Here is an 18,865-nt window from a genome sequence, read left to right on the forward strand (position 1 = left end):
CGGGAGGCGGGTCGCGCCCGGGCGATCATCGTATCGGCGACCGTGCCCGCAGGTAAAGCCCGGCCGCCTCGGCTCATTGACTTCGGACTCGGGGGCCGATAGCCTCGGGGCATCCTTCCTCCGGTCAGAGACGGCATCATGCCCGAGCCCGAGCCCCCCGTAGAGGATCTGCTGGACCGTTGCCAGCGGACCGTCGGCCACCGGTTCGCCGACGTCTCCCTGCTGCGGTCGGCCCTGACGCACGCATCGGGGGCCGACCACCGCCTCGCCTCGAACGAGCGGCTGGAATTCCTCGGCGACGCCGTGCTCGGCCTGATCGTCTGCGACCTGCTCTACCGCCGCTACCCCGAGTCGCTCGAAGGGGAACTGACGCGGATCAAGTCGGTCGTCGTCTCCCGGCAGACGTGCGCCGAGTTCTCCAACATCCTCGGCTTCGACGCCCACCTGACCATGGGCAAGGGGATGACCGGCCACGGGCCCACCCCTCCTTCGGTCCTGGCGGACGTCTTCGAGAGCATCCTCGGCGCCCTGTATCTCGACGGCGGCATGCAGGCCGCCCGCGCGTTCCTCGAGCCACTGGTGCTGCCGGAGATCGTCGCCGCCGTCGAGAACCAGGCGGGGTCGAACCACAAGAGCACCTTCCAGCAGGTCGCCCAGCGAGAATTCGGGGCGACGCCGACGTACCTGCTGCTGGACGAACAGGGTCCGGATCATTCCAAGTGCTTCAAGATCGCCGCCCAGGTCGGTCCCCATCAGTTCCCCCCCGCCTGGGGCCGGAACAAGAAGGAGGCCGAGCAGCGAGCCGCGCTGAATGCCCTCCGCCAGATCTCCGGGGAGCCGATCCCCTTCGCCTCCGGCTGACGGCACTCGGAACTTGTTCGCGACCCGACCGGCCACTAGGATGACGGCTTGCCTCCCCGTCTTCGACCGGGGTGCCTCCCCCGATCCCGGTCGAGCCCTCCGGCCTCGCCGCCCCGCGATCGAGAGTCCTCCCACATGGTCCCCGACCTCGGCCTCGGGCCCGAGATCTGGCTGCTGCTGACGCTGCTCCTTTGCGTCTCGATCTTCGTCTCATTCCGGAGGCCCTGGAGCCTGCGGAACCTGGACCTCCTGCTGCTCTTCATCCTCGCCCCGGGGATCATGGCGCTGGTCGGGGGGGCGCAGCGCGCCCCGATCGTGCCCTATCTCTGGTTGTTCCTCGGCTCGGGCCTCTGGCTGCTCCGTTGCCTCCTGGATCTCGGCCTGCCGAGGCGGCCGGCCCTGGAGCCGAACCTCAATGTCCCGGGCCTCACCTGCCTCTCGGCGGGGATGATCGCCCTCATCGTGGCCGAGACGATCAACCTGCCGATCCGGGAGGGGGAGGCGAGGAACCCGGCGACCTCGGAAGACGCCGACCTCGACCGGCACGGGGCCGTCAGCGCCGTCTCCCGGGTCCCCTCCGGGGGACCGGATGAGACGTTGCCCGTCACGACCCGTCCCGGTGTCGTGCGCTGGCGGTCCACCCAGATCATCATCTCCCGGGTGCTCGCCGGGCTGGCGCATATCGGCGTCGTGGCGGGCCTGATCACGCTCGCACGTCGCCATTTCGGCCGCCCGGTCGCGGGGCTCTCGGCGGCGGCGCTGTACCTGGTGCTGCCCTACACGAGGATCGAGGCGGTCGACAGCGGACAGGTCCTCCCCGCGGCCCTGATCGTGGCGGCGTTGATCTGGCACGAGGTCCCGTCGAGGGCGGGGGCGGCCATCGGCCTCGCCGCCGGGTGGATGCCGGCCTGCGTCGGCCTGGTCCCGCTCTGGATCGGCTTCTACCGGGGCCGGCACGCTCGACATTTCGCGGCGGCCAGCCTGGGGATGGCCGGGATCAGCGTGGTGATCGGCCGGTCGGTTCCCGGCCTGAGCAAATGGGCCGAGGCGATGGGGGCCCGGGGGCTGGCCGAGGCCGGGTTGCTGCCCGGCCTGGAGCCGGCCACCACCGGCGGCCTCTGGTCGGGGATCGACCCGGTCTACCGGTTCCCGGTCCTGGTGGCCTACCTCGCGTTGGTCGTCGTCGTCTCGGTCTGGCCCTTGCAAAAGAACCTGGGGGAGCTGATCGCCCTCTCGGCGGCCGTGCTGCTGGCCAGCCAGTTCTGGTACCTGGAGAAGGGAGGGACGATGGTCCTGCTCTACCTCCCCCTGCTCTTGCTGATGATGTTCCGCCCCAATCTCAACTCAAAACGAGCCCCTCGCCCGACGCCGAGGGCATCGGAGGAGCCGGCCACCCCCCTGGCCCGCGGCTAGCCGAGGGTGACTCGAGCAGGCTCGTGTTCCACGTGAAACGGACATCACGACCCGACTCGAAGCGAACCGGGCCGCGTCGATCGGTCGGAGGATCGACGCGGCCCGGCATGATCGGGGCGACCAGATTCGAACTGGTGACCTCCTGCTCCCAAGGCAGGCGCGCTAACCAAGCTGCGCTACGCCCCGCATGGCCATGGCATCCTAGGGCCAATCGTGTCGGGGGGTCAAGACCGCCCCACCCCGCGGTCCCTCGTCGCGTCAGTCCGCGAGGTGGCAGACTCGATCGAGGAACCGGACGCAATCGACCGGTTTCCGCTGGACGTCATCGAACGTGTGTCGGAGCTCTCCGAGCTGGGAGTCGTCCAGCGACTCGGCGGTGATCAGGATCAGGCCGAGCGTGGGGAACCGGGCCCGGAGCCGGAGGCCCAGGCCCCGGCCGTCGAGCCCGGGCATGCAGAGGTCGGTGATCACCAGCCGGGGGATTCGGTCCCCGCAGAGGTCCAGCGCCTCGTCCCCGGAGCCGACCGCGACGCATCGCATCCCGGCGTCGAGCAGCAGGCACGCGATCGCCTGCCGACCGGTCGGGTCGTCGTCGACGAGCAGGATAAACGGGGGTGAGTTGCCCGAAGACGCGTCGGCGCCTTCGGGGTCGCTCAAGAGGGTCCTCATCGGCGCCACTCCCGTTGACATGAGATAGGGACTCGATGTGGACTCTGGGTTCGGGGCCCGCCGGGCCCCGGTGCCGGACCGCAAGCATCAAGAGTCAGTCGGATGGCATGCGAAGCTCGATCGAGGGGTGATCGTCGTGGACGGTGAGCGATCCCCCGTGCGAGGCCACGACTCGAGCGAGGAGCGGGAGGGCCAGGCTCTCGACCTCGTCGCACGAGAGGCGAATGAGGCGGTCATCCGCCTCGAATCGAATGACGCAGCGATCCACGTCCCGGCCCCAGCTGAGCCGGATCACCGCGGACGGCGAGCCGATCCGGGACCAGGCGGCGACCAGTCCGTCGAGGCCCTGCCCGAGCCTCATCCAGTCCCCTCGGCACCACAGGGGCTCCCCCGGCCCCTCGGCTTCGAGCCGAATCTCGCGACGGCCCAGCTCGTTCCTCCACTCGTCGAGGCGATGTCCGAGCCACTCGGAGAGGTCCCCCGGGGTCGGCGCCGGGTGCAACGGGGCGCAGAAGACCTGGAGCTGATCAAGGAGCGTCTCGATCGATCGGCATGCCTCCTCGGACCTCCCCCATTCGACGACCGGCCCGTCGGCCGAGAGGCGACGAGCCAGGTAGAGGCTCAATTTCATGCTGTTCAGCCGGTTCCGGAGTCGATGGCAGTAGCGATCCAGGCGCAACTGGATCAGGGCGATCCGGTCCGGCTCATCGACACTCCTCAGCAGCGCTCCGGCCAATCCCTCGACCTGCCCCGCTGTGCCCATCTCGCCTCCGAGTCGTCTTGATCGAGGTGCCCGCGACCTCCGGGACCATCCGAGCTTAATCACGGAGCCCCAAGCGGGGGATGCGGTCTCGCCAATGCAACCGGAATGCCGCTCGGCCTCACGGGCCCCGGCACGGCTCCAAGCGCCCGGCCCCGTCATCCCTTGTGGCGGGTGGAGCCGGGCGGGGATTTCGCGGTGGGCGGCTCGACGGGAAGCTCGCTTCTCGTTCTCCGATCGGTCCAAAGGGAAATGGGAACCCATTTACCCCGGACGAACCGGCCCCGGTCGGCGAGGCCGACCGGGGCCGGGGGGGCATCGGGCTTCGACTGGGTGCACGGTGTTCAGCCGGACCACTCGTGCTGGTGCAGGTGTTCCTCGTGGTGGTGGTGCTCCCCGGGGGGATGGTCGAGGACGGCATCCGGCGCGGGGGACCACTCGCCCCCTCGGATCATGCCGCTGATCCGCTCGAACTGGTCGCGGGTGGCGAAGTCGATGACGATCTGGCCCTTGTCTTCCCCCTTGACCTTGATCAGCACGTTCGTCTCGAACCGGGTCTTGAGGAGATCTTCCAGGTCGGAGACGTGAGGTGGACGGGCCGCGTGGGCCTGATCGACCCGGATCCGGGCCCGGCCCGGGGTGGGCTCGCCGGTCTTGACGAGCGCCTCGGTCTGCCGGACGGAGAGCTTCTCGCCGATCACCCGGCGGCACGCCTCGGCCTGCTCCGAGGGGTCCTGGATCGACAGCAGGGCCCGGGCGTGGCCGGGGCTGATCTGCTCGCTGACAACGGCGTGTTGCAGCTCTTCGGGCAGATCCAGCAACCGGAGCAGGTTCGAGAGGGTCGAACGGTCGATCCCCAGCCTCCCGGCGAGTTCCTCCTGGGTGCCGCCGTAAGAGTCGAGGTAGTTGCGGAATGCCTGGGCCTTCTCGATCGCGTTGAGGTCCTTCCGCTGGAGGTTCTCGACGATGGCCAGCTCGTTGACCCGCTGGTCGTCCAGCTCCAGGATCCGGGCCGGGACTTCGGCCAGGTGGGCCTCGACGGCGGCCCTGAGCCGACGCTCGCCGGCGATCACCTGGAATCGTTCGCCGGACGGCCGGACCAGGATCGGCTGGAGCATGCCGTGCTGGCGGAGCGAATCGGCCAGCGAGGCGATCTCGTCCGCATCGAAGATCCGCCGGGGCTGGTACGGATTCGGGTCGATCTGGTCGACGGCCAGGTGGGCCAGCTCGGCGGCCTCGAGCGAGCCGGGCTCGAAGCCCCCCTCGTCGGTCCCGAGCAGCGCGGTCAGGCCGCGGCCGAGTCGCTTGGTGTTCTTAGTCACGATCGATGACCTCCAATGTCAGCTCGACGTAGGCCCGGGCCCCCCTGGCCCGAGGCGCGTAATCGAGGACGCTCAGGCCGTGGCTGGGCGCCTCGCTGATGGACACGTCACGCGGGATCACCGTGTCGAACACGGCGTCGTCGAAGTAGCCGCGCACCTCGTTGGCGACCTCGTTGGCCAGCTCCAGCTCGGGGTCGTGCATGGTGAGCACGATGCCGCCGATCTCCAGCCGCCGATTGTCCCGGGCCTTGGTCTGGCGCGCCAGCTCGATGATCTGCGAGAGCCCCTCCATCGCGAAGTATTCGCACTGGATCGGGATGTAGACCTCGGCCGACGCCCCCAGGCTCGCCCGGGTGAGCTGCCCGAGCGACGGCGGGCAGTCGATCAGGATGTAGTCGTAGGTGGAAAGCTCGGTGGTGAGCTGCTGCCTCAGCTCCGACGCCCGCTGGCGGTTCGAGGCCGAGAGGGCGTCGGCGTCGGCCAGGCTCTGCGACCCTGGCAGGACCGAGAGCCCCTCCTGGCCGGTCATCACGACCGTCTCGGCCAGCGGCTTGCCCGCCAGCAGCGGGTGCCTCCGGGCGGGCTCGACGCCCAGGCCGCTCGTGGCGTTGCACTGCGGGTCGACGTCGATGACCAGCGCCGACCTGCCCGCCTTGGCCAGCCCGGCCGCCAGGTTGATTGCGGTGGTCGTCTTGCCGACCCCGCCCTTCTGGTTGGCCACGCTGATGATCTTGGCCACGGTCGAGGATCCTCCCGCCTACCTGGGACCGGTCGGGCGGGCTCGGACGATCGCTCGATGGGGAGGGTTCGGCGGGGTTTCGGGCGTCCGTGCCCGCTCGGCGTTCGAGAAGAGACCAACGAGGAGATGATGCCGGGGCGTGCCGATCGCGATGGATCGGGCGGGAATGTAGCCGGGCCCCCCTGCCCTGTAAAGCTCAAGTGGCTCTCGACCGGTCGTCTCCGCTCAACGACCGGCGGAGTCGCTCCGCTTCGAGGCGGAGCGCGTCGCTCATCGAGACCGGGGCGAGCGGCACCGGGTCCAGCTCCCGCATCCCCTCGGGTAGCGCGGCGACTTGCTCGGCGCGATGGGCGCGGATTACGTCGAGCCGGGGCATTCCCCTGACGAGCGACCCGTCGCGGACGACCTGGGCCAGAAGCGGCTCCCCCGGGTGCGTCTCGTCGCATCGTGCGACGAGGTCGCCGAGGAGGAGGCCCCGTTCGTCCCGACGTCGGAAGACCTGCTTGGCCAGGGGGACGCTGGCCTTGTCCTTGCTCAGCTTGATCCGGCCCTCCCCGTCGATCGCCACGAGCTTGTAGACCATGCCGATCGAGGGGGCATCCCGGCTGGTGATCACCTCGGTCCCGACCCCGAAGACGTCGATCGGCGCATCGTTCTGGACGAGGCGGGCGATGGCCCACTCGTCGAGGTCGCCGCTCGCGACGATCCGGACCCCGGCCCGATCCGAGGCGTCGAGGATCGCCCTCGCCCCCCGGGAGAGCTGCAGCAGGTCCCCGCTGTCGAGCCGGACCCCCTGAATCGGCGGCTCGATCGCCGCGGCCCGGCGGACGCCCCCCAGCGTCTCGTACGTGTCGACCAGCATCGTGGCGGTGCCGCCGAAGTGGCGGGAGAATGCCTCGAAGGCGGCGCACTCGTCGCCGAAGGACTGGACCCAGGAATGGGCCATCGTGCCGACGGCGGGGATTCCCAGCCGCCGGGCGGCCTCGACGTGACTGGTCCCGTCGAACCCCGCGATGTAAGCCGATCGGGCGGCCAGGAGCGGGGCCATCGGCCCGTGGCCGCGACGGGCGCCGAACTCCACCACGGACCGCCCCGAGGCGGCCTCGATCACCCGGGCCGCCTTCGAGGCGACCATGGTCGGGTAGGCGATCGCGTTGATCAGGAAGGTTTCGACCCATTGCGCCTGCTCGATCGGCGCTTCGACCCTGACTAGGGGCTCGCCGGGGAAGGCGACGGTCCCCTCGGGAATCGCCCAGACGTCCCCGGCGAACCGGAGCGAACGGAGGTGGTCGAACCAGCCGTCATCGATGCCGGAGAACGAGGGATGGGCCCGGAGCCAGTTGACCTGTTCCTCCGAGAACCGCAACCGGAGTAGCCCCTCGATCGCCTGCTCCAGCCCCGCGAAGACGAGGTAGGCCCGGTTCTGCGGGAGGTTGCGGACGAACAGCTCGAACGTCGCCGGGATCTCCGCCATGCCCTCGGCCGCGTAGCCGGCCATCATGGTCAGCTCGTAGAGGTCGGTCAGCGTCCCGAGCGACTCGGGGTCCGGCCAGAGCGAAACGAACGGGGCGGCGGGCATGGGACGAGCCTCCGGTCGGGTCCGATCCACTCGAATTCGACCGGCTCACCGGGCCTCAAACAACCAGAACATCCCGGTCCCCGCCAGCCCCGACCCGGGAGGAGCACGCTGGGCGAGCCCGGAATCCGCTCTCCCGAGGTGGGGCATCGAGGCGTCGTACACCTGCTCGGGCCGGGCATCGAGCAGGGCCGCGATCGATGCGGGGTATTCCGCCTCGGGCTGTGCGAGCCCCCAGGACGAGCCCTCACGCAGGGCTCCCGACCGCTCCACCCCCATCCCCGAATCGATCACGGCGAACTCCGTGACGCCCGCCGGAGTTGAGCGGAGCGATTCGAGGTCGACGTGGGTCGAGACCGGCATCCCCGACTGCAGGAGGTAGAACCGCAGCGGCGGCCGTGCATACAGGTGGAATCGGGACACCTTCGGTCCCCCCGGTGGCGCCGTCAGGCGGAGTCGCTCCGAGAGGGTCCGGATCCCGTCGCTCCGCGCGAGCGGATCCGGGAACCAACGCACCCGGTCCGGCAAGAGCCACGGGCCGATGAACGCCATTATCACCGAGGCCACTGCGGCGACCGCGAGCGGTGCCGGTCGCCGACTCACCTCCCGAGCGACATCCAGCCCTTCGGCGTCGCCGTGGAGTTGCCGCAGGATCGAGGCGATCAGCCCGCCCGAGACGACCCAACTCGCCGCGAGCGTCGGCAGCCAGAGCCTCGCGTATGGGTGGTAAAGCGGGGTCGAGGCGGCCATCGCCAGGAACCACGTGCCCGCCAACCTGGCCGAGGGGCGACGATCTGCCAGCAGCACCGGAGACCACGCCAGCGCCGCCCACCAGGTCAGGTTCGCGGGGGCGGCGGCGATCGAGGCGGCCGCCAGGGCCAGGGCGACGACCGGGCCGGGCCGGCGGAACCGCCCCCATGATCGGGTCGATCCCCCCTGCCCGATTGCCGATCCGACCCAGGCCAGGCCGATCGAGAGTGACAGCCACGACACCACACCCCGGAGCCGACCCCCCAGCGACTGGGCCTGTGCCATGTGCTGCTGCCAGTTCGGCCACCACCCCGGAATCCCATCGACGTAGCTCCGGTGATGGGCCAACAACCCCGCGTACCCGGTCGTCCGCTCGACGAAGAGGAACCAGGGTGCGTAGACGAGCGCCGCCACCGTGGCCGAGAGCAGCCCGTACCCCAGAGCCCTCGGCGCGGAAGTCCGACCGCTCCCCGGCCGGATCGCGCCCACGCCGACCGCCGTGGCCACGATCGCCCCGACCATCCAGCCGTTGTACTTGACGAGCTGCGCCAGGCCGACGAGCAGGCCGAACCACGCCGCCCGCCTCGCCCCCGGACGCTCGAGGAACCTGGCGCCTGCGATCATCCCCAGCGACCAGCTGAGCAGGAACGTCGCATCGGTCAGCCCGGTCCGGGAGAAGACGACATGGGGTCCCGCCATCGCCGCCAGGGCGGCGGTCGCGGCCCCCGCCCCGGGACCGAAGGCGTGACGCGACATCCAGGCGAGGGCGGGGATCGTGAGCACCCCGGCCAGGATCGACACCAGGATCGCCGCGGTCCCCGAGACCCCGATCGCCGCGTAGGCCAGACCGACGAGCACCGGATAGCCGGGGGGGGCGTATGGGACGAGCCCCAGGTCGATCGCCAGCAGCCCGCCCTCGGCGAAGATCCAGGTCGCCGCCTGGGCGTAGATCCCCTCGTCGAAGTGGTCGAGCCCCAGCGTCCCCAGCCCCTTGAGCCGGAGACCGGAGCCGAGGAGGGTCATGGCGAGGACCCAGATCGTCTCCCGGCCGAAGCGTCCCGAAGGCGTGACGTTCTCCATGTCTGGCATTCTATCCCGGCGGTCGGCGGGCCGCCCGCCCCAAGTTCCACGTGGAACCGTCGACGACGTCGTGCCAGAGGTCCGATCCCCGGGAACCAGCCCACCCCGTCGTGACCCGCCCCGACGCCTCGGGTCATTGACGCCCCCCGGGCGTCTTCGTACCGTGCATCGGATCGAGGCCCGAGACCGGGCGAGCCGCATCGCTCCCGATCGAGATCCCGCCCATGGTGATGGTCCGCCTCTCCAGCGACTCCCGGATGCTCGACCACGCGCCGCCGATCGGCCACCCGGAATCCCCGGAGCGGCTGGCGACCGTAATCCGGCATCTGGAGCGGACGAGCCTCCGAGACGCCTGTCCCTCCGGGACCGTCCGCGAGGCGACGGACGAGGAACTCTTCCGGGTCCACGACGTTGGATACGTCGACTCGCTCTCCCGGTTCGAGTCGGTCGGCGGGGGCCGGATCGAGTCGGATACGTGGCTCGGCCCCGGATCCCTCCTGGCGGCGAGGCTGGCCGCCGGGGCGGCCATCGAGGCCGTCTCCGCCGTGATCGACGGGCCTCAGAAGGTCGCCTTCTGTGCCGTCAGGCCGCCGGGGCACCACGCCAGGCCCGCGGCCGCGATGGGCTTCTGCCTGTTCGGGACCGTCGCCGCCGCGGCCTCGCACGCGATCGAGAGCAGGGGGCTGGGACGGGTCCTCGTCGTCGACTGGGACGTCCACCACGGCAACGGGACCCAGGAGATGTTCTACGCCGACGGCCGAGTCGCCTTCCTCTCCCTGCACCGCCATCCGTTCTATCCCGGGACGGGGATGAAGGACGAGACGGGGACCGGCCGGGGCCTGGGATGGACCAGGAACCTGCCGACCTCATACGGCACCCCCCGTCGGGAGATCCTCGATCGGTTCGTCTCCGAGTTGAATGAACTGGCCGACGTCACCCGGCCCGAACTCGTGCTCATCAGCGCGGGGTTCGACGCGCACGCCAACGACCCCGTCGGCGACCTCGGGCTCGAGACCGAAGACTTCGAGACGCTCACGCACGCCGTCCAGGAGGTCGCCGACACCCACGCCGGGGGCCGGATCGTGAGCGTCCTCGAGGGCGGCTACCACCCGGCGACCCTGTCCCAGTGCGTCGAGGCCCATCTCCGGGCGCTGGGCGCGGACACCCCCTGAATTCACCCGAGCCGAATCGACCGACCACACCCTATTGCCTGATGGACCAAGCAGACACCCCTCCCGGCCGTCGGGTCTCCTTCGTCACCTGCATCCTGCTCGCGATGGCGGCTGGCGCCCTGCTCGGCCAGTTCGCCCACGCGGCAATCGGGCCCGATCCGACGCTGGCGGAGCGCCTTGCGGGTCGATTGCCCGGATCGATCGGCCCCGGGGTACTCCACGCCTGGCAGTCGCTCGGGCGATTCACCGCGACGCTCGGATACCTCGGAAGCCTGGTGGTCGACCTGATCAAGGGGCTGGCGGGCCCCTTGCTCTTCTTCGCCGTCGTCGACGCGTTCCTCCGGACCCGGGTCCGTGGCCGGAACGCGGCGCTGATGCTCGGCATCTCGGGGATCAATGCGGCGATCGCCGTGGTGATTGGCCTGACGCTCTCGAATGTGATCCGGCCCGGCCGATTCCTCCGGCAATCCGCCGGGTTGGGGGGGCAGGGGGATGCGGCCGACCTCGAGCGCTTCGCCGTGGGCAGCCGGCCGCTCGACTTCCTCCGAGACCTGCTCGGGTTCGTTCCGACCAACCCGGTGCAGCCGTTCCTGGAGAGCTCGATCCTCTCGATCGTGATCCTGGCCGTGCTCGGGGGCATGGCACTGCGACGGGTCAAGGACGACCAGATCCGAGACGGCCTGGAGCAGTACAGGGGGGTCGAGGATGCCGTCGCCGTCCTCTATCGGGCCATCGAAGTCGCCCTCTCCTGGGTGATCGCCCTGGTGCCGCTGGCGGTCTTCGGCGTGGTCGCCCGGACCGTGGCCGAGCAGGGGTTCGAGCCGTTCCTCGGGCTCTTCGCCTACGTCGGGGTCGCGGTCCTCGGGCTGGCGATCCAGGTGGGCATCGTCTACCAGGCGTGGGTGATCCTCGCGGCGAGGATGTCAGTCCGCCAATTCTGGTCCGGGGCGAAGGAGGCGGTCGCCTATGCCCTGGGGGCGAGCAGCAGCCTGGCGACGCTCCCGGTCACGCTCCGGTGCCTCGACCGCATGGGGGCCTCGCCGACCGCCGCCCGGCTCTCGGCCTGCGTGGGGACGAATTTCAACAACGACGGCATCCTGCTCTACGAGGCGATGGCCGTCCTGTTCGTCGCGCAGGCGTATGGGCTGGACCTCTCGATCGGTCAACAGCTGGTCGCGGCGCTCTCGTGCGTCGTGGCCGGGATCGGGATCGCGGGCGTGCCGGAGGCGGGGCTGATCTCGCTCGCCCTGGTGCTCTCGACGGTCGGCCTGCCGCTGGAGTTGCTCCCGCTGCTGCTGACGGTCGACTGGGCCCTCTCTCGGTGCCGGGCGATGACCAACGTCGTCGCCGATATCCTCGTCGCCGTCCTGCTGGATCGGATCGGCGTGGAGTCCGAGGAACCGGCCACCCTCGACACCTCGACCGCCCCGCCCGAGTCGGCAAGGCTCGTGGGGCGGCCTCCCGCCACTCCCGGCGGGGACCGCCCCTGAGTATTCACGCTTCCTGGAACGACCCCGACGGGACTCGAACCCGTGTTACAGGTGTGAAAGACCTGTGTCCTAACCACTAGACGACGGGGCCGGGCTCGGCAGAACCCATTATGGGAAGATTCCCTCCCCGGTCAAGCGGTCCTGGGAATGCGGGTTTCCTAGTGCGGATCACCGCCCCGGACGCTTGAAATAGGGTCGACCGGCGCGGTATGGTCACACTCCCATCACGCGGCGCCCCCTCGAACCAGGACCGACCCACGATGAAACGCATCCTGATCCTGACCGGCGACGCCGGAGAGGCCCAGGAAATCTATTACGCCAAGTTCCGCCTCGAGGAGGAGGGCTGGCGCGTGGAGATCATCGCCCCGGAGCGTCGCAGCTTCCTCTCGGTCGTGCATGACTTCGAGCCGGGATTCGACACCTACACGGAGAAGCCCGGATACCGGGTCTCGGCCGACCTAGGGCTCGAAGAGTGCGATCCCACCGGCTACGACGGGCTGGTGCTCCCGGGAGGCCGGGCGCCGGAGTACCTCCGGAACAAACCGAAGGCGGTCGCCATCGTCGCGCACTTCCTGGAGGCCGGCAAGCCGATCGCGGCGAACTGCCACGGCCCCTTGCTCCTCTTCGCCGCCGGCTACGGCGAGGGCCGGACGTTGACCTGCTATCCCGACCTTGCCCCCGACGTCCGATCGGCGGGAGGTGAGTTCGTCGACCGGGACGTGGTCGTCTCCGGTCCAGTGGTGTCCGTACGGGGATGGTCGGACAATGGGCCCTGGATGCGAGAGTTCGTCCGTGTCCTCAAGGCGAGGTGACGCTGAGGGGAGTTGCCCCACACGGGGCGACTCAAATCAGTCGTCCTCGTAAAGCCGGGAGGCGGGCCGGTGTTCAGCCTGATTCTGGATCGCCTCGTAGACCTCTCGCCGATGGACGCTCACGTCCTTGGGCGCCTCGATCCCGAGGCGGACCTTGTCGCCTCGAATCTCGACCACCGTCACGACGATGTGGTCATTGATGATGATGCTCTCGTTCTTCTTCCGGGAAAGGACCAGCATCGCCAACCCTCATTGCGGTTCCGCGTCATGGGTGATCGTCAGTGACCGGGTTGGGATGAGCCCACGGCGCGGCTGTGATCGGGCGTTCACAGCCGGAAAGGGACAGACCCTCTCTCCGTGCCAGCTATCCGATAAACTGTAGCTGGAGGGGATGGGAAGGTCAAGCAGTTGCGCCGGATCCGCAGCCGACGCAGGTTCACACCGGGGCGTCGTCGGAGTACCGGCGGTAGAGGGCCCCCAGGCCCAGTTCGTTGATCTCCTCCTCGATTTCGTCCGGGGTCGGGTTGGCCATCCCCTCGCGAAGCTCCTGGATCAGTAACTCCAGGAACTTCGCCCGGGCCCGCTGGAGCGTCTTTCGGAACGCCTCGGGGGTGAGATGTTCGCCCGTCCGCCTCGCGAGTTCTTCGGTCAACTCGTCGATCGAGGCTTCGGGGGAGGACATTCGCAAATTCAGGACCCGGGCGTACCGGTTCTTCGGGGTGCTCGCCTCGTAGGTCTCCAACCGGGAGATCACGCGGTTGATGACGACCTCCCTCCAGACCCGGTCGTACTCCAGGTCCGGGACGTTCGGGTCGGAGAGGTCGCCGGGCGGCAGCGGCTGGAGCTTCCGACCCCGGAAGTGGTCGATGATCAGGCGGTGCAGGACGGTGCGGAGGTAGTCCCGGAAGCGGCCCTTGGAGTTGTCCGCCCCGGCCAGCTTGTGGTTGAGCAGCTTGATCCAGAATTCCTGGAGCACTTCATCGGCGAGGTTGCGGTCCCGGAGCTTGAGGCGGAGGTAGCGCTCCACGGCATCGTGATAGCGGCCGATCAGGTCCCGCATCGCCGCCTGGCCTTCAGGCCCGGGCTCGTGGGCCGATCGGACCAGACGCCAGTCGGTCTGGAGTTCGGTCAGCCGGTCGGTGGTCGCGTGGTCTGGCGTCACCGGTGGGTCGTCCTCCGAACCTTTCATCGACGCGACTCGGGTCGATCCGGGTGATGGGGGCTGCTCGACGGCGGCAGGATGGGCGTGGAGCCGGCCGGCCGGGTCGCTCGGCCCTGGTTCCACGTGGAACGGGGACCGGCCCGAGTGGCTCCCGGTCCCGCCTCAATCGGTCCCATCCCCTCCATTGGTGAGCTTACGCTACGATCGGGCCCGTGGAAACGGCCGACCGCTGCATTCAGCGCGCCCGGCAGGATTCGAACCTGCGACCAGCGGTTTAGAAGACCGCTGCTCTATCCGGCTGAGCTACGGGCGCCCCGGGAGAGAAGGGGTCGGGGTCGGGGCCGACGGGTCGGAATCGTGGCAATACGCCCGGCAGGATTCGAACCTGCGGCCTGCGGTTTAGGAAACCGCCGCTCTATCCTCCTGAGCTACGGGCGCATCGGGTCGGTGGCAGCGGTGATTGTCGCCGGGAGGGGGGCCACTGTCAACGGATTGGACCCGGGCCTCCACCTGCCGGTTCGGCACTTGACCGGGCGAGGACCCGGGCCGATGCTGTGCGGGCGGGCCCGATCGGGTCGCACGAGGGGGCAGGGGGAAGCTGGCGTGATCGCCGGCCGGAGGTGCCGATGATGGAGTCTCGCGTCGCGGTCGTCACCGGGGGGGGGCGGGGGATCGGCCGGGGGATCGTCTCGTCCCTCGCGGCCGACGGACTCGCCGTGGTCGTCAATTATCGCTCGGACGCCTCGGCCGCTGAGGAGGCGTGTCGGCTCGCCGAGTCGGCGGGTTCCCCGAAGGCGATGGCCGTTCGGGCCGATGTGGCGGACCTGGACCAGGGACGGGCCCTGATCGATCGCACCCTCGAGGCCTTCGGGCGGCTCGACCTGCTGGTCAACAACGCCGGTGTCGCACCCGATCGACGCCTCGACATTCTGGAGACCACCCCGGAGAGCTGGGACCGCGTCCTGGGGATCAACCTCCGGGGGCCATTCTTCCTCTCGCAGTACGCGGCCTCGGCCATGCTCGATCGGGCCCTCCCGGGAGGCCCGGTGCCGCCGACCATCGTCTTCGTCACCTCGATCTCCAGCGAATTCGCCAGCGTCAACCGGCCGGAATATTGCGTCTCGAAGGCGGGGATGAGCATGGTCGCCCAGCTCTTCGCGGCGCGGTTGGCGGAGCAGGGGGTCCGGGTCTACGAGGTCCGTCCGGGGATCATCGCCACCGACATGACGGCAGGGGTTCGGGAGGCGTATGATCTCCGGATCGCCGACGGGCTGAGCCCGATCCGACGATGGGGGACCCCCGAGGACGTCGGCAAGGCCGTGTCGGCGGTCGCCTCCGGCTTGCTTGGCTTTTCCACCGGCCAGGTGCTCTACGTCGACGGCGGGTTGAACCTGCGGAGGCTCTGACCCCACGGGCGTCCTTTGCTTCTCGGGGGGCATGGCCTAGAATAGTGATGGTCGACCGCGTCCGGGGCGGCGAGCCGAGCGACCTCCGTCCGTCGGTCGTCAGCGGATCCCCGCTCGCCCTGGTGTCCGGACGGGATCGGACTTCCCATGGATGAGATCATCCCGACACAGACGACCCAGACCGTCACGCGGCTGGGGAGCTATCGACTCGTCGAGCCGCTCGGCTCGGGGGGGATGAGCTCGGTCTTCCGGGCGGTCCACATCGACAGCGGGTACGAGGTCGCCCTCAAGGTCCTGCCCCGCTACCTCGCCAAGAATCCGACCCTCCTGCAGCGGTTCCTCCGAGAGGCCCAGAGTGCGGAGGCGCTGGAGCACCAGAACATCGTCTCGATCTACGATCGGGGGTCGGAGAGCGGCCGGCACTACCTGGTGCTCGAATATGTCGAGGGCTCGGACCTGCACGACCGGGTCCGCCGATTCGGCCCGATGGAAGTGCCCGAGGCGATGAGGGTCGTCCGAGAGGCGGCGCTCGGGCTCCGGTACGCCTGGAGCAAGGGGGTCGTCCACCGGGATATCAAGCCGGCCAACATCCTGATGGCCCGCGACGGCGCGGTCAAGTTGATCGACCTGGGCCTGGCCCTCCAGAGCGAGGCGGAGGACGAACGCGTCACCCGGCACGGCACGACCGTCGGCACCGTGGACTACATGGCCCCCGAGCAGGCCAGGGACAGCCGGGGGGCCAACGAGCGGAGCGACATGTACTCCCTCGGGTGCACCTCGTATTACCTCTTGACCGGCTTCCCCCCGTTCCCCGGCGGGCACATCGCCGACAAGCTCCGGCGCCACGCGACCCAGCCAGTCCCGGACGTCCGCCAGCTCCGGCCGGACGTCCCCCGGGCCGTCGCCAAGCTCATCCAGCGATTGATGGCCAAGAAGCCCGGCGACCGATTCGCCAGCTACGACGCCCTGCTCGAGGAGCTCGACCGGCTGGAGGTCGAGGACTCGGACGAGGGGACCGGCTCGTTCGAATTCGCCCTGATCGCCGACGAGGACGAGTCCGCCGACTTCGACCTCGGGGAAGGCGCCCGGCTCATCGAGGCCCCCTCGACCCGGGACGTCCCCCCGGTGGCCGATCCCCCCTTCGGGGCCGACATCCAGGCCCCGTCGACCGCCTCCTACCCCCCGACCCGGTTGCCGAGGCCGGAGCCCACGTCCCGGCCCGAGCCCGAGCCCGAGGTGAGGCTTTCGGAGCTGGCCGACCTCCTCTCGGACGAGGAAGAACCGGCCCCCCGACACCGATCGGGCCCGTCGGGCCCGGCGGGGCCTCCCCCAGAGCCGCTCCGCCGGGGTCGAGGCGCCGCGAGGCCCCGAGTTGCGGCGGACGACGCGTTCGACCCGTTCTCCGATCTCGACGAGGATCACCCCCCGGCCGGATCGGCCGCGATCGGTTCCCGGCGATCCTACGGTCAGGAGGCATCGGTCCAGGCCTGGGTGATCGGCGGGGCCGTCGTGGGCCTGGTGGTCGCCCTTCTCGGCTTCGCGATCATCAGCTTGATTCGCATGGACTGGGCCGGCGGCCCTGTCGCGGATGACGGCCCGGAGGTCCGGTCGGGGACGCTGGTCGAACCGTCCCTCGGGATCGACCGAACCGGGGGGACCGGTGACGTAGGGAGGCCGTCCATGACCCACGGCCCCCCGCTCGTCGGCTGAGCTGACGACGCCGGAGGCCGGATCCGGCGTGGATCGCCCATCCCCGGGGCGGAGGCTCCTCGTTGCCCGACCGACGATCCGCCATCCGACTGCTCGTCCCGCTGGTCCTGCCGCTTTGCGGGATCACACGGTTTGGGCTCGCCGACGAATCCACCGCGAGGCCGCCAGTCACCGTCACGGGCGCGTGCGTCCCGAGGCCGCCGGTGGTGATCCCCTACGCGCCGCGGGTCGTGCTGCTCCCCTCAACGGGCGGCCTCGTCCCCTACGCCCCCCCCATCTTCGTCACCCCGGGCCGCGGCGGACCATGGGTCACGATCCCCCCGGCGTTCCCTGCGCCGCCGGTCGTCCCCTTGCCGATCGGGGCGTCGCCGGTCCTGTTCCCCTTCCCAGCAGCCCCGATCCCGGGGGACCCGGGGCAGGGGGGGGGGATCCCGGCCGAGCGGCCCCGAGCCGGAGATGGCCCTGATCCCAGGGATGCGGGGCGGGCCGCCGAGTTGCTGACCTTCGGTGACCGGAACTTTCGGGCCGCCGACCTGCGTCGCGCCGACCGTCGCTATCGTCAGGCGATGCGCGCCGCCCCGCTCTCGGCCCCCCCGAGGGCCCGCCTCGCCCAGGTCGCCTTCGTCCGGGGCGAGTACCGGGAGGCCGCCGACCGACTCCGGGAGGCGATCGCCGCGGATCCCCGATGGCTGCTCCGCGCCCGCGACGTCCAGGCCCTCCACGCCGAACCGGCCGACTTCCACGACGCCCTCGCCTCCCTGGAGGCCCACCTCCAGGCCGAGCCCGACGACCGCGACGCCTGGCTCGTCCTCGGCACCCAATTGCTCCTGTCCGACCGGATTGACCGGGCCGCCGACGTAGTGCTCCGCCTCGACGACCGCCGGTCCGACGCCTTGCTGGCCGCGCTCCGGGAGGCCAGCGGCGTCGATCGCTGATCGAGGATCCGGCCCGACCCCGCCCGAACACCGACCGGGACGACGCCCCATGCACGCCGCCGCCCGCTACTACGCCGCCGCCTGCCAGACGGATCTCCCCTGCTCCCGATCCCGGGACGAACTTCCCGGTCGGGTCGACCGGCTCCTCGGGATGGTCGACGCCGCCGTCGTCGGCTACCGCCCCTTCTTCGACGTCCGGCTCGTCGTCTTCCCCGAGTTCTCCCACGCGGCGCCGATCTACGAGACGGCCGGGGAATTGCTCGACCGCCTCGCGGTCCCGCTCCCCAACGAGCAGACCGACCGCTATGCCTCGAAGGCGAAGCAGCATGGGGTCTACATCCAGACGGGCACCTTCCTGGAGTCCGACCCCCGGTGGCCGGGCGTCGTCTTCAACACGACCTGCCTGATCGGCCCCGACGGGCTGCTGTCGAAGTACCGGAAGGTCAATCCGTGGCTCCCCTGGGAGGTCCACGCCAGCCCCCATGACCTGCCCGGTTACGACGAGCCGCTGTTCCCCGTCGCCGAGACGGAGATCGGCCACATCGGCGCGGCGATCTGCTACGACTGGCTCTTCCCCGAATCGCTCCGGGCCCTCGCGCTGGGCGGTGCCGAGGTCCTGATCCGGGTCTCGGCGTACATGGACCCCTGGGGGGCGACCCCGCCGATGGACTGGTGGACGCTGTTCAACCGGGCCCGGGCGGTCGAGAACATGGCGTTCGTGGTCGCCTCGAACCAGGGGGCGTCGTACTCCAACTACCCGCCCTTCTCCTGGCCGGGCGGGAGCATGGTCGTCGACTTCGACGGCCGGATCCTGGCCCAGGCCGATCCCGGCCCCGGTGAGAAGATCGTGGTCGGCCCAATCGACCTGGCCGGGCTCCGGGAGGAGCGACGGCGGCGGCAGGGCCATGCGATGCTGTCCCACATCAGGAGCGAGGCGTATACTGGGCTCTACGCCCGGCCCATCTATCTTCCTCCCGGCCGGGACGCCTGATCCGCCCGTCCGCCGGC

The 18,865-nt window shown here is 70.1% G+C and carries 17 protein-coding genes and 4 tRNA genes; 9 read left to right on the plus strand and 12 right to left on the minus strand.

Features of this window, described 5'->3' with window-relative positions; all coding sequences use genetic code 11:
• Positions 1 to 138 precede the first annotated feature (138 nt).
• Positions 139 to 861, plus strand: coding sequence for a ribonuclease III (rnc, locus tag ElP_RS02545; RefSeq protein WP_145266951.1), 723 nt, complete (start codon positions 139 to 141; stop codon positions 859 to 861).
• Between the two features lie 135 nt (positions 862 to 996).
• Positions 997 to 2,274, plus strand: a complete 1,278-nt coding sequence (locus tag ElP_RS02550; RefSeq protein WP_145266953.1) for a hypothetical protein — start codon at positions 997 to 999, stop codon at positions 2,272 to 2,274.
• 111 nt (positions 2,275 to 2,385) lie between these two features.
• Here the strand turns inward: ElP_RS02550 and ElP_RS02555 are convergent.
• The 7 genes from ElP_RS02555 to ElP_RS02585 all read right to left on the minus strand — a co-directional run bounded on the left by ElP_RS02555 (position 2,386) and on the right by ElP_RS02585 (position 9,170).
• Positions 2,386 to 2,460: transfer RNA gene (locus tag ElP_RS02555), tRNA-Pro, on the minus strand.
• Positions 2,461 to 2,532: 72 nt separating this feature from the next.
• Entirely contained in the window at positions 2,533 to 2,943 is a 411-nt protein-coding gene (locus tag ElP_RS02560; RefSeq protein ID WP_197446665.1) for a response regulator, read from the minus strand.
• 94 nt (positions 2,944 to 3,037) lie between these two features.
• On the minus strand, positions 3,038 to 3,706 hold the full coding sequence (locus ElP_RS02565) for an ATP-binding protein (protein ID WP_145266957.1): 669 nt from the start codon (positions 3,704 to 3,706) through the stop codon (positions 3,038 to 3,040).
• Between the two features lie 341 nt (positions 3,707 to 4,047).
• A complete protein-coding gene (locus ElP_RS02570; protein WP_145266959.1) occupies positions 4,048 to 5,025 on the minus strand; it encodes a ParB/RepB/Spo0J family partition protein in 978 nt (325 codons plus the stop codon).
• Positions 5,018 to 5,764 (minus strand): ParA family protein, encoded by a 747-nt coding sequence (locus ElP_RS02575; RefSeq protein WP_145266961.1) that lies wholly within the window; start codon positions 5,762 to 5,764, stop codon positions 5,018 to 5,020. The genes ElP_RS02570 and ElP_RS02575 overlap by 8 nt, the downstream gene beginning before the upstream one ends.
• Positions 5,765 to 5,960: 196 nt before the next feature.
• Positions 5,961 to 7,343 (minus strand): nicotinate phosphoribosyltransferase, encoded by a 1,383-nt coding sequence (locus tag ElP_RS02580; protein ID WP_145266963.1) that lies wholly within the window; start codon positions 7,341 to 7,343, stop codon positions 5,961 to 5,963.
• Between the two features lie 45 nt (positions 7,344 to 7,388).
• Positions 7,389 to 9,170, minus strand: coding sequence for an ArnT family glycosyltransferase (locus ElP_RS02585; protein ID WP_197446666.1), 1,782 nt, complete (start codon positions 9,168 to 9,170; stop codon positions 7,389 to 7,391).
• A 224-nt stretch (positions 9,171 to 9,394) separates the two neighbouring features.
• On the opposite strand from ElP_RS02585, the gene ElP_RS02590 reads away from it, so the two are divergent.
• Both ElP_RS02590 and ElP_RS02595 read left to right on the plus strand, forming a co-directional pair.
• Positions 9,395 to 10,342 (plus strand): histone deacetylase family protein, encoded by a 948-nt coding sequence (locus ElP_RS02590; RefSeq protein ID WP_145266967.1) that lies wholly within the window; start codon positions 9,395 to 9,397, stop codon positions 10,340 to 10,342.
• 41 nt (positions 10,343 to 10,383) lie between these two features.
• On the plus strand, positions 10,384 to 11,832 hold the full coding sequence (locus tag ElP_RS02595; RefSeq protein WP_145266969.1) for a dicarboxylate/amino acid:cation symporter: 1,449 nt from the start codon (positions 10,384 to 10,386) through the stop codon (positions 11,830 to 11,832).
• A 19-nt stretch (positions 11,833 to 11,851) separates the two neighbouring features.
• Here the strand turns inward: ElP_RS02595 and ElP_RS02600 are convergent.
• Positions 11,852 to 11,923: transfer RNA gene (locus ElP_RS02600), tRNA-Glu, on the minus strand.
• Between the two features lie 169 nt (positions 11,924 to 12,092).
• Between ElP_RS02600 and ElP_RS02605 the strand changes: the two genes are divergently transcribed.
• Positions 12,093 to 12,644, plus strand: a complete 552-nt coding sequence (locus ElP_RS02605; protein ID WP_145266971.1) for a DJ-1/PfpI family protein — start codon at positions 12,093 to 12,095, stop codon at positions 12,642 to 12,644.
• Positions 12,645 to 12,680: 36 nt separating this feature from the next.
• On the opposite strand, the gene csrA is transcribed toward ElP_RS02605, so the two are convergent.
• The 4 genes from csrA to ElP_RS02625 all read right to left on the minus strand — a co-directional run bounded on the left by csrA (position 12,681) and on the right by ElP_RS02625 (position 14,244).
• Positions 12,681 to 12,884 carry a carbon storage regulator CsrA gene (gene csrA / locus ElP_RS02610; RefSeq protein ID WP_145266973.1) on the minus strand — a complete coding sequence of 68 codons (204 nt, stop codon included), beginning with the start codon at positions 12,882 to 12,884 and terminating at the stop codon, positions 12,681 to 12,683.
• Between the two features lie 196 nt (positions 12,885 to 13,080).
• The gene (locus ElP_RS02615; RefSeq protein ID WP_231749426.1) at positions 13,081 to 13,806 is read right to left on the minus strand and encodes an RNA polymerase sigma factor; all 726 of its coding nucleotides are present in this window, start codon (positions 13,804 to 13,806) and stop codon (positions 13,081 to 13,083) included.
• Positions 13,807 to 14,045: 239 nt separating this feature from the next.
• Positions 14,046 to 14,119, minus strand: a tRNA-Arg gene (locus ElP_RS02620).
• A 51-nt stretch (positions 14,120 to 14,170) separates the two neighbouring features.
• Positions 14,171 to 14,244 (minus strand) — tRNA-Arg (locus ElP_RS02625).
• Between the two features lie 188 nt (positions 14,245 to 14,432).
• On the opposite strand from ElP_RS02625, the gene ElP_RS02630 reads away from it, so the two are divergent.
• From ElP_RS02630 to ElP_RS02645, 4 genes are all read left to right on the plus strand, one after another.
• Positions 14,433 to 15,212: a 3-ketoacyl-ACP reductase gene (locus ElP_RS02630; RefSeq protein ID WP_145266977.1), complete on the plus strand. Its 780-nt coding sequence runs from the start codon at positions 14,433 to 14,435 to the stop codon at positions 15,210 to 15,212.
• A gap of 147 nt (positions 15,213 to 15,359) precedes the next feature.
• Complete coding sequence (locus ElP_RS02635; RefSeq protein WP_145266979.1) at positions 15,360 to 16,922, plus strand: serine/threonine-protein kinase; 1,563 nt, start codon at positions 15,360 to 15,362, stop codon at positions 16,920 to 16,922.
• Between the two features lie 62 nt (positions 16,923 to 16,984).
• Complete coding sequence (locus ElP_RS02640; protein ID WP_145266981.1) at positions 16,985 to 17,857, plus strand: tetratricopeptide repeat protein; 873 nt, start codon at positions 16,985 to 16,987, stop codon at positions 17,855 to 17,857.
• Positions 17,858 to 17,906: 49 nt separating this feature from the next.
• On the plus strand, positions 17,907 to 18,848 hold the full coding sequence (locus tag ElP_RS02645) for a nitrilase-related carbon-nitrogen hydrolase (RefSeq protein ID WP_145266983.1): 942 nt from the start codon (positions 17,907 to 17,909) through the stop codon (positions 18,846 to 18,848).
• Positions 18,849 to 18,865 lie beyond the last annotated feature (17 nt).

This window comes from Tautonia plasticadhaerens, from assembly GCF_007752535.1.
GTDB classification, from domain to species: Bacteria; Planctomycetota; Planctomycetia; order Isosphaerales; family Isosphaeraceae; genus Tautonia; species Tautonia plasticadhaerens.

What these genes read in the sequence shown, in the direction of transcription:
- ElP_RS02560 (WP_197446665.1), bottom strand. Translation starts at nt 2,943, where the DNA reads ATGAGGACCCTCTTGAGCGACCCCGAAGGCGCCGACGCGTCTTCGGGC.
- ElP_RS02595 (WP_145266969.1), top strand. Translation starts at nt 10,384, where the DNA reads ATGGACCAAGCAGACACCCCTCCCGGCCGTCGGGTCTCCTTCGTCACC.
- ElP_RS02585 (WP_197446666.1), bottom strand. Translation starts at nt 9,170, where the DNA reads ATGGAGAACGTCACGCCTTCGGGACGCTTCGGCCGGGAGACGATCTGG.
- ElP_RS02630 (WP_145266977.1), top strand. Translation starts at nt 14,433, where the DNA reads ATGATGGAGTCTCGCGTCGCGGTCGTCACCGGGGGGGGGCGGGGGATC.
- ElP_RS02645 (WP_145266983.1), top strand. Translation starts at nt 17,907, where the DNA reads ATGCACGCCGCCGCCCGCTACTACGCCGCCGCCTGCCAGACGGATCTC.
- rnc (WP_145266951.1), top strand. Translation starts at nt 139, where the DNA reads ATGCCCGAGCCCGAGCCCCCCGTAGAGGATCTGCTGGACCGTTGCCAG.
- ElP_RS02550 (WP_145266953.1), top strand. Translation starts at nt 997, where the DNA reads ATGGTCCCCGACCTCGGCCTCGGGCCCGAGATCTGGCTGCTGCTGACG.
- ElP_RS02590 (WP_145266967.1), top strand. Translation starts at nt 9,395, where the DNA reads ATGGTGATGGTCCGCCTCTCCAGCGACTCCCGGATGCTCGACCACGCG.
- ElP_RS02635 (WP_145266979.1), top strand. Translation starts at nt 15,360, where the DNA reads ATGGATGAGATCATCCCGACACAGACGACCCAGACCGTCACGCGGCTG.
- ElP_RS02605 (WP_145266971.1), top strand. Translation starts at nt 12,093, where the DNA reads ATGAAACGCATCCTGATCCTGACCGGCGACGCCGGAGAGGCCCAGGAA.
- ElP_RS02565 (WP_145266957.1), bottom strand. Translation starts at nt 3,706, where the DNA reads ATGGGCACAGCGGGGCAGGTCGAGGGATTGGCCGGAGCGCTGCTGAGG.
- ElP_RS02580 (WP_145266963.1), bottom strand. Translation starts at nt 7,343, where the DNA reads ATGCCCGCCGCCCCGTTCGTTTCGCTCTGGCCGGACCCCGAGTCGCTC.
- csrA (WP_145266973.1), bottom strand. Translation starts at nt 12,884, where the DNA reads ATGCTGGTCCTTTCCCGGAAGAAGAACGAGAGCATCATCATCAATGAC.